Raw genomic sequence first — 14,911 nt, forward strand, 5'->3', positions numbered from 1 at the left:
ACACCGTTCCGCGAGCAGCCCCACCACCGTCCCTCGATGCCACAAAGGAGTGCGCGATGGGAACGTACGAGGACGTCTTCCGTTTGAGTACCGAGGACCCGGAGAGCTTCTGGCTGAAGGCGGCGGAGGGCATCGACTGGGATGTCGCTCCACAACGCGCTCTGGACTCCTCGGGCGCACCTTTCTACCGCTGGTTTCCCGACGGACGGCTCAACGTCTGTTTCAACGCGCTCGACCGGCACATCGAAGCCGGCCGGGGCGAGCAACCCGCGCTCGTCTACGACTCCCCCGTGACCGGCACCCGCCGCACCTACACCTACGAACAACTCAGGGGCGAGGTGGCGGCCTTCGCCGGAGCCCTCGCACAGCTCGGCGTGGGACACGGCGACCGCGTGGTCATCTACATGCCGATGGTCCCCGAGGCAGCCGTCGCGATGCTGGCCTGCGCACGCATTGGCGCGGTCCACTCGGTCGTCTTCGGCGGGTTCGCCCCGCGTGAACTCGCCCTCCGTATCGACGACGCGGCCCCCAAGGTGGTCGTCTCCGCCTCCTGCGGGATCGAGGGCGAGCGGGTCATCGCGTACAAGCCGCTGTTGGACCAGGCGATCGAACTCGCGGTCCACAAACCGCAGAAGTGCGTGATCCTGCAACGCCCGCAGGAGCCGGCCGCGTTGGGCCCGGACGATCTCGACTGGGGGGAGCTGGTCGCCGCCGCACCGCCGGCCGACTGCGTTCCCGTCGCCGCCACCGACCCCCTGTACATCCTCTACACGTCCGGCACGACCGGAAAGCCCAAGGGAGTCGTGCGTGACTGCGGCGGCTACGCGGTCGCCCTGCACTGGTCCATGGGCGCCGTGTACGACGTGGGTCCGGGCGAGACGATGTTCACCGGCTCCGATGTCGGCTGGGTCGTCGGGCACTCGTACATCGTCTACGCACCGTTGCTCGTCGGAGCCACGACGGTCCTGTACGAGGGGAAGCCGGTCGGCACACCGGACGCGGGCCAGTTCTGGCGCGTCGCCGCCGAGTACCAGGTCAAGACCATGTTCACGGCGCCCACCGCGTTCCGGGCCATCCGCAAGGAGGACCCGAAGGGAACACTCACCGCGGACTACGACCTGACCGGCCTGCGCCATCTCTTCCTCGCCGGCGAGCGCCTCGACCCCGAGACGTATCACTGGGCGAGCGATCTGCTGGGCATCCCGGTCATCGATCACTGGTGGCAGACCGAGACCGGCTGGCCCATCGTCGCCAACCCTGTGGGCATCGAGGCGGCTCCCCTCAAGCCCGGGTCCCCCACCCGCCCGCTGCCGGGGTGGGACGTCCGCGTCCTCGACCCCTCGGGCGAACCGGTGCCCACAGGCGTCGACGGCGCAATCGTCGTACGGCTCCCCCTGCCGCCCGGCGCGCTGCCCACGCTCTGGCAGGACGACGACCGCTACATCGCCTCCTATCTCTCCGCCTACGACGGCTACTACCTCACCGGCGACAGCGGTCACATCGACGACGACGGCTACGTCTTCGTCATGGGCCGCACCGACGACGTCATCAACGTCGCCGGGCACCGGCTGTCCACCGGCAGCATGGAAGAGGCCCTGGCCGCCCACCCCGACGTCGCCGAATGCGCCGTCATCGGCGTAGCCGACGCCCTCAAGGGACAGGTACCGCGGGGCTTCGTCGTCCTGAAGGCCGGCGTCGACCGCGAACCGGGCGAGGTCGAGGCCGAACTCGTCCAGCTCGTGCGTGAACGCATCGGTGCCGTCGCTTCCCTCAAGGAGGTCGCGGTCGTGGCCGCCCTGCCCAAGACCCGTTCGGGAAAGATCTTGCGCAAGACGATGCGCGGCATCGCCGACGGGCACGACGAACCCATCCCGTCCACGGTGGACGACCCCGGCGTCATCGAGGCCCTGCGCCCTGTTCTCCGCCGCCCCGGCCACACCCGGTGAACGGCTGACTCGCAGAACGGCCGCCCCCTTGCGGCGGCTCGCACACACACATAGTATTATGTTCGTACTTCTATAGATCACGCCGACATCGATCGGCCGGCAGGGGTCATGACGGGTGCGCCATCGGGCCCGGAGGCAGGAATGCCGACCCCGGTTCATCACGCCCACGCGGCGTCTCCCCCTGCTTTCAGCGATCGACCACTCATCATCCGAGGAATCACCCATGCTCAACGCCCTGTGGAACCCGACCGTCGCCGGAGAGATCTCCCTGCCGCACCGGCTCGCCATGGCCCCCCTGACCCGAAGCCGGGCCACCCTCGACGGCGTGCCGACCGAGCTCAACGCCGAGTACTACGCCCAGCGCGCCTCGCACGCGCTCATCATCACCGAGGGCACCCAGCCCTCCGCCGACGGCCAGGGCTACCCGGCGACCCCGGGCATCTACACCGAGGAGCACATCGCGGGCTGGCGCAAGGTCACCGATGCCGTACACGCGGCCGAGGGACGTATCGTCATCCAGCTCATGCACGCCGGGCGCATCGCCCACCCGGACAACACGCCCCACCACCGGCAGCCGGTGGCGCCGTCCGCGATCAAGCCGACGGGCCAGACGTTCACCCCGTCCGGACTCCAGGAGATGCCGGTACCGCGCGAACTGTCCACGGAGGAAGTCACCGCGACGGTCGACGACTTCCGCCGCGCCGCCGCGGCCGCCATCGCGGCCGGCGCCGACGGCGTCGAGATCCACGGGGCCAACGGCTACCTGGTCAACCAGTTCCTCTTCCCCAGCACCAACCAGCGCACCGACCGGTACGGGGGCTCCCTCGACAACCGCATCCGTTTCGCGGTGGAGGTCGCTGCGGCCGTGGCGGGCGAGATCGGCGCCGGCCGCACCGGCATCCGGCTCTCTCCCGGCAACCCTTTCCAGATCAACGATCTCGTGGAGAGCGACCCCCACGAGCTCTACCCGCACCTCCTGCGCGCCCTCGCCCCCCTCGACCTCGCCTACCTGCACATCGGCCACGGCGGCGACGAGGAACTCCTGCACACCCTCCGGAAGCTGTGGCCGACGACGCTGCTCCTCAACCGGGGCGGCACGGACATGGCCACCCGAGCCAAGGACATCGCGGATGGCCTGGCCGATGTCGTCACCGTCGGCTCGATGGCACTCGCCAACCCTGACCTGGTCGAGCGCGTACGCGCCGGCGCACCCTTGAACACCCCCGACCCTGCCACCTTCTACGGCGGTGGCGCAGCCGGCTACACCGACTACCCCACCCTCACCACCTGACAAAGGCCGGCACCTGAGGGAATCACCGCCCTCGGGCGCCTCGACACAGCTGCGGCGTACGACGGCCGGGCGACCCGAGGAACCACGGGCTACCACTGACGCGCGCCGCAGCCCGCCACACACAACCGCCGCTGACGCTCCATGTTCCGCTACGGCAACCACACCGAGGTCCCGCCCCACCAAGCCCGCGGCCGGGCGGAGCGGCCACACCCCGACGGCCTGAACCCACCAGCTGGCCGAGCCCACCAAGCTCCCTGGTGCCAGCCGCGTTTCAGCCAGGCCGCAGGAGGCCGACCCGCCTCCGGATGGCCTGCGCGATCCCCTCGACGCTCAGGCCGATGTTCACGCTCGCCACCGTGCTGAGGAACGTCACGGCGGACGCGATGTGTGCCAGCGTCGCGGCGTCACCCTCCGTGATCCGCTCGTCTCGGCACAGCGCGGCGGCCATGGCCTCCTCGGCCTGCGCGACGATGGCGAGTGCCGCACCGCGCCGGGGCTCCTCGGGGTCACCGAAGACCGTCTCCCGCAGGTAGGTATGTCCGTTGTCGATCTGGGTGCGGTTGCACTCCACGATCGGCCGACTGCAGCAGCGCACCGATTCGCGTCATCGTCGAGTGTTCCGCGGAGCACTTGACGCCACCGAGGTAAGTCACTGCCCAGCCGGGACCGGGCGTCTGCCTGCGGTCGTGACCCATGTGCTCCATGAGGCACAGATCTGGCTACCTATCATAATATTACGTATGTCAGCCCATGGATTAGGCTAGGCGCGGGAAGAGGCCTCACGGAGCGAACGGAGAATCCCAGTGGCGCGCTACGCCAAAGAGCACAAACAGGTGACGCGGCAGCGGATCATCGAGACGGCCGGCCGACGATTCAAGCAGGACGGACTGGACGGATCCGGCATCTCCACGCTGATGTCCGACGCCGGGTTGACCAACGGCGCCTTCTACGCACACTTCGCTTCCAAGGACGCCTTGATCGCCACCGTTGTCTCCGAGGAACTGAACGCTCAGGTGGCGCAGTACACCACGCTACGACCCGGCATCCCGGGACTCGAGGACCTCATCCGCGAGTATCTGTCGCCCGAGCACCGCGACCAGCGAGACACCGGGTGTCCCTCTGCCGCCCTGCTCGACGAGATCGGACGCTGCGGGGAAGCCACCAAGCAGGCATACACCGACGGCGCGCGAGCCATCGTGGATGAAATCGCCGCCCGTCTTGCACCTGCGGATCCGCAGTCCGTTCGAGGCAAGGCCATCGGCCTCTACACCATGATGGTGGGGTCGTTGCAACTCTCCCGTGCCCTCTCCGACCAGAAGTTCGCCGACGACGTGCTCGAGCAAGGAATCGAGAACGCCCTGGCGTTCATGCGCTGAGGAAAGCGGGCGGTCGCCTGGGCTCGTGGGCCCACCTTCACGTCGCCCAGGTCTGGGAAGTATCGGCGCAAGGCCCTCCCCGCTTGACCAAAGACATAGAGGCACCCCATCGGTCGAAGCCCGCGGTCGGGCTGTCCAGACCGGCGGACGGGGCCGACGTCACGCAGGGGCGCCGAGCGGCGGGTGCTCGAGCACGCTGGGCTTGTACTCGACCAGCTGGATGCGGCCGTCGAAGGTGCGGTGCTCGGTCATCTCGAGGGCAACGTCCGGATAGCCGTCGTAGATGCGTTCTTCGCCCGTGGCCCCGGTGATCACCGGGAAGATCACGACCCGGAAGCGGTCGACGAGTCCGGCGCGTAGCAGGGACCGGCAAAGGCTGAGGCTGCCGATCGTGCTGAGGAGCCCCGAGCCGTTCGACTTCATGGCACGGACCGCCTCGACGGCGTCGTCGCGGACGAGCGTGGAGTTGGCCCACGTCAGTGGCTCCTTGAGTGAGGAGGAGAACACGACCTTGGACGCTTGCGTGAGCTCGTCGACGGACGCCTCTTCTTCGGGCCTGAACTCGTCCTGGCCGTCCGGGAGCCCGCCTGCGGCGAAGCCCGACATCAGGCGGTAGGTGTTCGCTCCCATCAGGTAGGTGGCCTCCGGCTGCTCACCGAGCCATCCGAGGTACTCCGGACCCTCCAGGCCCCAGAACCCGGGCCACCCCTCGCCCGATGCGTAGCCATCGAGGGAGGTGATGAAGTCAACGAGAAGCTCCGACATGGTGGTGTCCCTTCCTAGGTGTCATGAGCTTGGACCGGCCAGGAGCCACAAACTCATCGGCCGCGCTGTGAAGCAGCGAGAAAACCATGACGCTGCTGTGGCTCAGGTCGGCGGAGCGGCACTGCTTCGGAGGAGCCCGGAAGGCCGGTAGCAAGCGTCGAGATGCCGCAGGTGTCGCGCAGCCACAACGCCCGCTGCGTCACACTCGGCAAGGCCGGACAGGCCTCGGCCTCGTCGACATGCTGGCCGTCGGCGGCAACCCGGCGCACGACATCACCGCGACACGGGACGTCCGGGCGGTGTACCGGACGAGCCGTCGAGTGGACCGGTCGCAGCCGGCCACCTGAACCAGGCGGCACGACAGCCCTGACGGCGGGACGCGCCGGAGGACCGCCACTCGGCACGAGACCGACCTGCACATCCCCCACCTCAACCACGAAACGGACAAGAGCTCGCGTTCCTCACTCTCAGCGCGGCCACAACCGAGTACGGCCAGCCGGGCACCATCTGATGCGTGCAGGCGTGCGCTGGCGACCTCACGAACCCGTCTGGACGAGGACATAGAACACCGCCCAGACGGATACAAGGAGCAACTCGGCTATACCGCTGGCTCGTTGGTTGCTACTGATCTCTGCCACGCCGCTCGGACTCCTGCGCCGTGCGTCGTTGAGGTCTGTCATCATCTGCCGACCGAGACGCCCTGCAGGCCAACCCGCGTAGGCGTTGAGTCGGACCGTAGGACCGCTGTGCAGCGTAAGTTCAGGCCCTTGACCAGCTGTCCACGTCACGTCGGCGATGTCACTGAAGGGGACGTGCCACCTGGAGAAGCGGTTCCTCACCGTCAGTGCGGTCGGGCTTGCTTTGAGGTAGGCGCACAGGCCGAAACGCCATACCCAGTAGCTACCCATTGCCGCCAGTGTGCAGAAGGCGGCGCGGCGCCAGGCCTCCAAGTGCCAGACTCCACGCAGAAGGTCGGCGCAGAACACCAGCCACAAAATCAGGACGATCACCCAGCAGACTGTCTTGCCAACCCGCCTGGATGCGATCTCCATGCGCTGGCCACCAACCACCACCCGCGACACACGCCCTCCCCTGAGCTTCACGCCGATGCGGATTCTAGCGGGGAGAGCGCAGCAGCCATGGCCACGCCGTTTGGCGAGCTCAGAGTCTCGGACTGCGGTCCACGGCCTGGCCAACTCGGCGATCAGTTCACTTGGTTGTCCTTCGAGATCCCGCGCAGAGAAGAACTGGATCAGGTCGCGCGGGCACCCCGATCACTCGGGCGCGGGCCGGTGTGCCCATTCCTGGTCGAGGATGCTGAAGACTTCGGAGTCACGCCAGCCGTCCCTGATCCGTGTGGTGTGCCGGTGTCGGCCCTCGTGGGTCATGCCGAGCTTGGTCAGCACCCGGGCTGATGCGATGTTGCGAGGATCGCAGGTCGCATAGATCCGGTGCAGTCCTGTCAGCCCGAACCCTGCGCCGAGAAGCTCCTCGCCGATGGCTGTGCCCACGCCTTGCCCCCATACCCGGGGGTGGACGAGATAGGAGATCTCGCCCTGGCGGTGGGTCAGGCTACGGACCTTCAGCTCGCCGATCCCGACGAGTTCACCGTCGAGACAGGCCGCATACACGAATCTCGTCTGCGGGGACTGCAACCGGGCTTCCACCACGCCTTGGACGAAGTCCCGCGTCTGTTCCTCGGTGTTCGGCCCCCACGCCTGGTATCGGCACGCCTCCGGCAGACTGGCGAAGGCATGGACAGCGTGGCAGTCACCGACAACGAGGTCGCGCACAGTCACCGAGGTTTCGATCACGAACCGATCCTGCCAGGCCGACATCGCCCGATACCAGCACTCACGTCGCGGGGGCTCCTACCCGATCAGGCTCGCGTCATGGTCGTGCGGCTACTCGCTAGCCCCTCTCCGCCCGTCGGTGTGGTAGCTGTGCTGTGTTGGGTACGGGCCACCAGTACTGGTCCACATAGGACAGGCAGTCGTACTGGAATGCCGTCGAGCCGTTGCTGGTCCCCTGTGCGACCAGACACTTGTCGCTGTTGAAGTCGGCGATGGGCAAGCAGGCGGCAGCTGTGACGTCAGCAGCTTCCTCGCGGCCAACTGCCGTCATCGCTCGAGGTCACGAACCTGCCATCGGCGATCACGCCTCCGGCACGGTGGCCCCGGCTGCGGCGTACACCGCCGCCGAGGCCCATGTGCCCTCTGCCGCCCAGGAGTTCGCACCCCTCGCCGAACACACCGCAGCCCGCCTTGTCCGCGGCTGCGGGCGGGGAGCTGTCGCCGGCGCTGTGCGTGCGGTACGCGGGCGTTGCCGGGCTGTGCCTAGAAGGTCAGGTTCCAGGCGTCGATCTTGCCCGTGTCGGAGGCGGCGTTGTCGTTGGCGCGCAGCTTCCAGGTGCCGTTCGCGGCCTCCGAGGAGGCGTTCACGGTGTAGGTCTGGGCGATGTTGTCGGCGCTGCCGCCGGCGCGGTTGTGCAGCGTGTAGACGGTGCCGTCCGGCGCCACCAGGTCGACCTTGAGGTCACCGATGTAGGTGTGCTTGACGTCCACACCCACCTTGAGGGTGGCCGGGGCGTTGCCGGTCACACCGGTTACGGCGATCGGGCTCTCCACGGTCGCGTTGTCGTTGATGGTGAAGTCTGCGAGGTTCTCGAAGTACTGGCCGGGCGGCGGGGTGGCCCCGACGGCCTTGAGGGCGTCGGTCTGTCCCTCGCCGAAGAAGGCGTTGTTGGCCGTCGTGCCCGTGCAGCGGCTGTCCGAGGGGCAGGCGATGTCGTTGGCCTGGGCGGCCAGCTTGGCGCGCAGTTGCGCCGGGGTGATGCCCGGGTCGGCGCTGGCGATGAGCGCCGCCACGCCGGCGACGTGCGGGGTGGCCATCGAGGTGCCGCTCTTGCTGCCGTAGCGACCGCCGGGGACGGTGGAGTACACGTTGCTGCCCGGCGCCGCGATGTCGATGACGCCTTGTCCGTAGTTGGAGAACGAGGCCTTGGTGACGCCCGTGCCGTTGGCCGCGACCGTGACCACGCCCGGCAGCTCGGTCGGGATGTCGAGGCAGGCGTTGGTGATGGTGCGGGTGACCGGCGTCGAGTCGTTCGGGCTCGCGGAGTCGGTCGTCTTGTGGGCGAGGTCGTAGTTCTCGTTGCCTGCGGCGGCGATCTGGAGGGAGCCCTTGCCTTCGGCGTACTCCTGGGCGCGCTTGACGCCCTCGATGATGGCGGCCTGGTCGATGTTGTCCGGGCAGTTGAACTGCCAGGGGTCCGTGTAATAGCTGTTGTTGGTGACCTTGAAGCCGTGGTCACCGGCCCAGACGAAGCCGCAGATGGTGTTCTCGGCGAAGAATAGAGAGGTGCCCGGCTCGGCGACCCGGACCGCGGCGATCTTCACCCCGGGTGCCACGCCGACGACACCCTTGCCGTTCTTGGCCGCGGCGATGGTGCCCGCTACGTGGGTGCCGTGCGTGTCGACGTCCCGCCAGGCGCCGGCACGGGTGTCGGGCTTGCCGTAGGCACAGGAGACCGAATCGGCCGCGTTGAAGTTGGGCGCCAGATCCTGGTGCTGGTCATCCACACCGGTGTCCAGGACGCCGACCGTGACGGAGGCGGAGCCCGGGTTCACGGCCCAGGCCTGGTCGGCCTTGATCTGGCTCATGTCGGCGCGGACCGGTTCTCCGGCCGGTGTCGAGGCCTGGGCCGGATTCGCCGGGAGTGCCGGCGTGTAGGCGTCGGCCGGGACGTCGGAGGTGCGCGTGGCGCCGACCTGCTGCACGCCGGCGACGCCACGCATGGTGGCGGCGAAGGTGCTGGACGCCGAGTGGGCGACGATCACGCCGATGGCGTCGAAGCTCGAAAAGACGGTGCCGCCGTTGGCCTCGATCGCGGAGCGGACCGCCGAACTGTCACCGGGGGCGGTGATCACGAGGTAGGCGCGCGTGCCGGCCACCCAGGTCGCACTCTGGGAAGCCGGCGTGGCGGCCGGAGCGTGGCCCTTCACGGCCGGCGCGGTGGAGGGGACGACCGGGAGCGTACCCGCGACGGCGCCTGGGGCGCCGAACGCGAGGGCGGCGCCGAGCGTGGCAGCCAGCACCAATGTGCGTCTCGGTCGTCTGGATATGTGGGGTATCAATGCGTCCTCCGAAGACGGCCCGGCCGACGAGAGCACCGGCCGGGCCGTACGAAACGAGTGGTGGATGCAAGATGTCAGGTGCATGCCCCTGCACGGAAGTACCTTTCTGTGCAGGGACGTTGCAAGGGCGTGGCTGAAAAGAGACGTGCTGGTGCTGTGGCCGCTGAGGCCCGCCGGTCAGGACGAGGGGTCGCCGTACTGCAGGCCGCGGCCGTTGGTGCCGACGTAGACGCGCCCGTAGGTGTCGGGATCGCCGGTGATGACACCTACGCCGCCGATGCTCCCCCACTGGTGGGCCTTGTCGTTGACGCGGACCCAGGTGGCGCCCTTGTCGGTGGAGCGGAAGACTCCGGTGACGTCCTTGACGGTGCCGATCAGGTACAGGGCCTGGTAGGACGTGTCGGGCTTGGCCTTGCCGAAGCCGAGGGCGGCGGCGGACTGCACGGACCTCAGCGTGGTGAAAGTGCGGCCGCCGTCGGTGGAGTGCAGCAGCCCCTTGTCGGCGCCGGATATCCACAAGTCCCCGGCAATGCCGGGGGTGGCTGTGAGTCGGCCGGAGGGCAGGTTGCCGGCACGGGCGGTGAAGGTCGTGCCGCCGTCGGTGCTTGCGAAGAGCTTGCCGTCGGACAGGGAGTACAGGGTCTTGGCCGAGGAGCGGTCGGCGACGACGACGGCGCCGGTGCCCAAGCCGCCGACCCTCGACCAGCTCGCTCCCTTGTCGGTCGAGCGGTACGGGTCCTGGCCGGCCTGGGTCCAGACGATGGCGGAGCCGTCCGCCGAGAGCGCGACATGGCCGTCCTGGGCGCCGGCCACCGGCTCCGCCGCGAAGCCCTTCCAACTGCTGCCGCCGTCGGTGGAGTAGGCGCCGTCCTGCGCCCCGCCACGGCCGACGCGGACCATCACCGAGGGCTTGGACTGGGCGAAGTCGATATCGGTGCTGTTGCTCATCAGCGGGTTCTTCAGCCGCCCGCCGGGCACCCTGGCCAGGGAGCCATGGCGGAAACCGCCCTGATCGCCCATGGCGGTGATGACGGTGGCGCCGCCGGGCGGGGCGATCGCGTCCATCAGCGCGGTCTCCTCAAGACCGCGCGCCCCCACGGTCCAGTGGCTGGTCCCGCCGCTGTCGGAGGCGCCCGCGTCCTTGCTGCGCCAGATGCCGTTGCCGGTGCCGTACAGCACATGCCCGGAGTTGAACGGATCGATGGCCAGGGCAGTCATCCAGTGCCCGACGCCGGTACCGACGTACGGGGCAGCGGAGGCGTCCCGCACCGACTTGTCGGCCAGCGCCTTCCATGTCGTACCGCCGTCGGTGGACCGGTAGATCTCGTCCTCGGGCCACCAACGGTCGAGGGTGGTGACCATCACCGTGGACGGCTTGCGCGGGTCGACGGCCAGACCGGAGAACCCGTAACTGCCGCTGGACGGGGAGACGTTCTTCCACGCGCCCCCCGCAGGCGTGTACTTCCACACCGAACCCGCGGTCACGCCGTTGGGCCCGAGAGCGTCAGTGTACGTCACATACAGCGAGCCGCCGCCGGAGACGACGCCGTGCTGCGGCAACTGGCCGGCGGGCTGCCCGGGGACCGCCTGCCAGGTGCTGCCGCCGTCGGTGGAGCGGTACAGGGAGGTGGACTTGTCGGCGACACCGACGTAGACCGTCCTGCTGCCGGCCTTGCCGTACGTCACGAAGGAGATGCCCCCGCCGCTGCTCGCCCCGTCCTTGACGGGGAACGAGGAGACCTGACGCCATGTCACGCCGTAGTCGGTGCTGCGCCACAGGCCGTTCTTGCGGGTGCCCAGCAGCAGGGTGCCGTGGTTCGCGGGGTCGATCACCAGCCGTTCGCCCGCCCCGCGGCCGTCCTCGTTGCCACCCAGCTTGAAGGGCAGATCGGTGCGCTTGAAGGTGCGGCCCCGGTCGGTGGAGCGCAGGATCGCGCCGTTGCCCGCCCAGTCGTTGGTGTAGGTGCCCGCCCCGAGGTAGAGCCGCTTGGGGTCGACGGGGTCGGTGGCCAGCGAGTCGATGCCCAGCAGGTTCCAGTCCTTCTCGCCGATCCAGTCGGTCAGCGGGATCCACTGCTCGGCCCCGGTGTCCCAGCGGTAGGCGCCGCCCATGTCGGTGCGCGCGTACAGCAGACCCTTCTCGCGTGGGTTGAACACCAGCCCGGTGACGTAACCGCCGCCCACCACCTGGGCGTTCTTCCACACATACGGTCCAGCCGCCGCCGTGGTCTGCGCCGTACCGGCCCCGGCCGTCCGGGTCTCGGCCGCCTTCACCAGCTTCCACTGCTGGTTGGTGCCGCCCTTGCCGGGATACTGGACGACGGCCGCGCCCTCGGCCGTGGAGCCCCCGGAAACGTCCAGGACCTGCCCGCTCCTGCGGGAGACGAAGGTGACGGCGTCGGAACCGCTCACCTCCTCGATCTTCCACTCCTGCGAGGTGGCGGAACTGTCGGTCTGCTGCTCCGCGACGGCCCCTTGCGCGGTCGAATCGCCCGCGATGCCCAGCACTTTGCCGCTGTTGCGGTTCACCAGCTCGTAGTAGCCGTCTCCGGCGGGCTTCAGCCTCCACTGCTGATTGGCGGTGTTCTGATCGGTCCACTGCTGGATACGGGTGCCGTCGGCGGTGGAGTACCCGTTGACGTCCAGTACCTTGCCGCTGCGTACGGAGGCCAGCCGGTAGTAGGCGGTGCCGTCGACCGTCGCGGCCTGCGAGTCCTCCTGCGCGTAGAGGAGGTACGGCACGAGGACGGCGGGCACGCCGAGCACCAGACCGGTCGCGGTCCAGCGGCGGCGGTGACGTCCGCGGCGCCCACCGGTCGTGGGGTTGTTCATGAAGGGTGTTCTCCTTGCAGGCCGTTCACGAGGTCAGCGGATCCGGGCACCGGGACGGGCCGGATCCGCTCCCTTGTTGTCACAGGCCATGCACAAGGTTGCCGTGAGCCGGGAACTTTCTTTCCATCAGATCCCCGACGGGCCTGTCCCCCAACACACCGGGCAACCCCCCTACGTGGAGCTGCCGTGCCGGCTGGGGTTCCGTCGGCGCTTGGCTACCAGCCCTGTGGGCCGGGCTGCTGATCGTCGGCGGTGGCCTCACCAAGGGCGGGCAGGAGTTGAGTCAACGGTCGACCAGCCGTGGACGCGGGGCCTCACCCGTGGATTCCGCGTCGGTGTCGTCGGTGCCGACCGGGCCGCGGGGAAGCATCCGGTCCAGCCACTTCGGCAGCCACCAGTTGGCCCGGCCGAGGAGTGTCATGGTCGCCGGTACCAGCACCATGCGTACGACCGTGGCGTCGATGAAGATCGCGGTGGCCAGGCCGAGCCCGAACATTTTGGTGGAGGGGTCGTCGGCGACGGCGAAGGACAGGAAGACCGCCACCATGATGAGGGCGGCCGAGGTGATGATCCGGGCGGTGCGCGAGACGCCCTCGACGATCGCCGTGCCGTTGTCGCCGGTGCGCAGGTACTCCTCGCGTACGCGGGAGAGGAGGAACACCTCGTAGTCCATCGACAGGCCGAACAGGATGGCGAAGAGGAACATCGGGATGAACGACACGATCGGAACCGTCGCTTCCAGCCCGATGAGTGCGCCTCCCCAGCCCCACTGGAAGACCGCGACCATGATGCCGTAGGCCGCGCCGATGCTCAGCAGATTCAGCAGTACCGCCTTGAGGGGTACGAGTATCGAGCGGAAGACCAGCATCAGCAGCAGGAACGACATCGCCAGCACGGCGGCGACGAACACCGGCAGACGCTCACTGGTGCGTTGGCCCACATCGGACAGGCTCGCGGCGGCGCCGCCGACGTGGGCCCTGGCCGGGCCGTGCCCGATCGCCGTGGGCAGCACGTCGGTGCGCAGCCGGGCGATGGTGTCGGCCGTGGCCTTGTCCTGAGGGCTGGTGGTCGGGAACACCACGAGGGTCGCGATGCCGGTGGCCCGGTCGATGTGCGTCGGCGCGACGGATGCGATGCCCGGATCCGCCGCGACCGCCCCGACGAGTCGGTCCAGCACTCCCGGATCACCGGTGGGGTCGGCGGCGATGACGAGGGGACCGTTGGTGCCCGGGCCGAACCCCTCGGCGACGAGGTCGTAGGCCCGGCGCTCGGTACGGCTGTGGGGCAGTGAGCCGTCGTCGGGCAGGCCGACGCGCAGGCCGAGCACGGGCAGCGTCGCGGTCAGCAGCAGCCCCGCCGCGCCGACCGCGTACGGCACCGGGTGCCGGCTGACGTGCCCGATCCAGCGCCGCCATCCGACGGCGTGAGCGGCGCCTGCCGCCGGGTCCCGCCGCCGTGCGAGTCGGCCCGGCTTCCTGGTCCGCAGAGCCCGGCCGATCCGGCCGGCCCGCCCCAGACGCGGGCCCGCCGCGCCGAGGAAGGCCGGCAACAGCGTCACCGACGCGAGCACCATGATCAGAACGACGATCGAGACGGCGAGCCCGCCCACCGTCATGAACGGCACGTTCGCGACCGCCAGGCCGAGGATCGACACGACGACGGTGCCGCCTGCGAAGACCACCGGCCGCCCCGCCGTTGCCACCGCTCGCCCCGCCGCCTCGCGGGGATCGAGCCCGCGCGCGAGATACTCCCGGTGCCTGGCGAGCACGAAAAGCGCGTAGTCGATGCCCACTCCGAGCCCGACCATACTGCCCAGGATCGGTGCGAAGGTGGGGACCTCTGTCACCCCCGCCAGTACCGTCATCGTGGCGACCCCGACGGTCAGTCCGAAGACCGCCATGCCGATCGGCAGCGCGGCGGCGACGAGCGAACCGAACGCCAGGAACAGGATCGCGGCCGCGGCGAGGAGGCCGATCAGCTCGCTCGCGCCGCCGTCGGGGTCGGCGAAGGCGTAAAAGAGGTTCCCGCCCATCTCGATGCGCAAGGGCAGCTCGGCGCGCAGCCGGTCGCCGAGATCGACGAGGGCGTCGAGGTCGTCGGCCGACAGCCGGTTCTGGTCGGGGTACTGCACCCGGACGACCGCGATCCGCCCGTCGGCCGAGACGAGGCCGCCGCGCACGGCGGTGTCCCCGCCCGCGTCGAGTGCCCCCGCCGGGTCGCTCGTGCCGAGCACGTGCGGCAGCCGCTGAACCTCGGCCCGCAGCCGCGTGAGAGCGGTGCGCGCGCCATCGTCGTCGAAGAACGTCTCAGCGCCGTCGAGGGGGGTGACGACCACCTGGGCGGTCATCCCCTCCTGGCCGGTGCCTGCCCGCTCGATCAGTTCCGCGGCCCGCTGGGAGTCCAGTCCCGGAGCCGTCATCGAGTCCGCATTCCGCCCGCCGAAAGCGACGGCGGCGAGGACGGCGAGCGTGGCGGCGACCACCCATGCCGCGATCACCCGCCAGGGATGGCGGGCGGCGCTTGCGCCCAGGCGCAACAGGGCTTTCGAGAGCATCGGGTCCTCCA

At 69.3% G+C, this 14,911-nt stretch carries 10 protein-coding genes; 3 read left to right on the plus strand and 7 right to left on the minus strand.

Annotated elements, in window-relative coordinates; all coding sequences use genetic code 11:
- Window positions 1-56 precede the first annotated feature (56 nt).
- Together ACFY0U_RS38075 and ACFY0U_RS38080 are read left to right on the plus strand one after the other, a co-directional pair.
- On the plus strand, window positions 57-1,946 hold the full coding sequence (locus tag ACFY0U_RS38075; RefSeq protein ID WP_388643879.1) for a propionyl-CoA synthetase: 1,890 nt from the start codon (window positions 57-59) through the stop codon (window positions 1,944-1,946).
- 223 nt (window positions 1,947-2,169) lie between these two features.
- Window positions 2,170-3,237 carry an alkene reductase gene (locus ACFY0U_RS38080; protein WP_388643880.1) on the plus strand — a complete coding sequence of 356 codons (1,068 nt, stop codon included), beginning with the start codon at window positions 2,170-2,172 and terminating at the stop codon, window positions 3,235-3,237.
- A 271-nt stretch (window positions 3,238-3,508) separates the two neighbouring features.
- Here ACFY0U_RS38080 and ACFY0U_RS38085 read toward each other — a convergent pair whose 3' ends face one another.
- The gene (locus ACFY0U_RS38085) at window positions 3,509-3,808 is read right to left on the minus strand and encodes a hypothetical protein (RefSeq protein WP_388643882.1); all 300 of its coding nucleotides are present in this window, start codon (window positions 3,806-3,808) and stop codon (window positions 3,509-3,511) included.
- Between the two features lie 232 nt (window positions 3,809-4,040).
- Here ACFY0U_RS38085 and ACFY0U_RS38090 point away from each other — a divergent pair, with 232 nt between their 5' ends.
- Window positions 4,041-4,613 carry a TetR/AcrR family transcriptional regulator gene (locus ACFY0U_RS38090; protein WP_388643884.1) on the plus strand — a complete coding sequence of 191 codons (573 nt, stop codon included), beginning with the start codon at window positions 4,041-4,043 and terminating at the stop codon, window positions 4,611-4,613.
- 159 nt (window positions 4,614-4,772) lie between these two features.
- Here ACFY0U_RS38090 and ACFY0U_RS38095 read toward each other — a convergent pair whose 3' ends face one another.
- From ACFY0U_RS38095 to ACFY0U_RS38120, 6 genes are all read right to left on the minus strand, one after another.
- Window positions 4,773-5,378 carry a dihydrofolate reductase family protein gene (locus ACFY0U_RS38095; protein WP_388643886.1) on the minus strand — a complete coding sequence of 202 codons (606 nt, stop codon included), beginning with the start codon at window positions 5,376-5,378 and terminating at the stop codon, window positions 4,773-4,775.
- 536 nt (window positions 5,379-5,914) lie between these two features.
- Window positions 5,915-6,430, minus strand: coding sequence for a hypothetical protein (locus ACFY0U_RS38100; RefSeq protein WP_388643889.1), 516 nt, complete (start codon window positions 6,428-6,430; stop codon window positions 5,915-5,917).
- Between the two features lie 222 nt (window positions 6,431-6,652).
- Window positions 6,653-7,216 carry a GNAT family N-acetyltransferase gene (locus ACFY0U_RS38105; RefSeq protein WP_388643891.1) on the minus strand — a complete coding sequence of 188 codons (564 nt, stop codon included), beginning with the start codon at window positions 7,214-7,216 and terminating at the stop codon, window positions 6,653-6,655.
- Window positions 7,217-7,714: 498 nt separating this feature from the next.
- The gene (locus tag ACFY0U_RS38110) at window positions 7,715-9,475 is read right to left on the minus strand and encodes a S8 family serine peptidase (protein ID WP_388643893.1); all 1,761 of its coding nucleotides are present in this window, start codon (window positions 9,473-9,475) and stop codon (window positions 7,715-7,717) included.
- A gap of 216 nt (window positions 9,476-9,691) precedes the next feature.
- Window positions 9,692-12,346, minus strand: a complete 2,655-nt coding sequence (locus ACFY0U_RS38115; RefSeq protein ID WP_388643896.1) for an RICIN domain-containing protein — start codon at window positions 12,344-12,346, stop codon at window positions 9,692-9,694.
- A gap of 283 nt (window positions 12,347-12,629) precedes the next feature.
- A complete protein-coding gene (locus tag ACFY0U_RS38120) occupies window positions 12,630-14,900 on the minus strand; it encodes an MMPL family transporter (protein WP_388643898.1) in 2,271 nt (756 codons plus the stop codon).
- Window positions 14,901-14,911: the final 11 nt, after the last annotated feature.

This window comes from Streptomyces sp. NPDC001536, from assembly GCF_042894505.1.
In the GTDB taxonomy this organism is placed as follows: Bacteria; Actinomycetota; Actinomycetes; order Streptomycetales; family Streptomycetaceae; genus Streptomyces.

Bases quoted from the DNA above. Each gene is read 5' to 3' on its own strand.
- ACFY0U_RS38075 (WP_388643879.1), top strand. From the start codon at position 57: ATGGGAACGTACGAGGACGTCTTCCGTTTGAGTACCGAGGACCCGGAG.
- ACFY0U_RS38080 (WP_388643880.1), top strand. From the start codon at position 2,170: ATGCTCAACGCCCTGTGGAACCCGACCGTCGCCGGAGAGATCTCCCTG.
- ACFY0U_RS38095 (WP_388643886.1), bottom strand. From the start codon at position 5,378: ATGTCGGAGCTTCTCGTTGACTTCATCACCTCCCTCGATGGCTACGCA.
- ACFY0U_RS38100 (WP_388643889.1), bottom strand. From the start codon at position 6,430: ATGGAGATCGCATCCAGGCGGGTTGGCAAGACAGTCTGCTGGGTGATC.
- ACFY0U_RS38105 (WP_388643891.1), bottom strand. From the start codon at position 7,216: ATGTCGGCCTGGCAGGATCGGTTCGTGATCGAAACCTCGGTGACTGTG.
- ACFY0U_RS38115 (WP_388643896.1), bottom strand. From the start codon at position 12,346: ATGAACAACCCCACGACCGGTGGGCGCCGCGGACGTCACCGCCGCCGC.
- ACFY0U_RS38120 (WP_388643898.1), bottom strand. From the start codon at position 14,900: ATGCTCTCGAAAGCCCTGTTGCGCCTGGGCGCAAGCGCCGCCCGCCAT.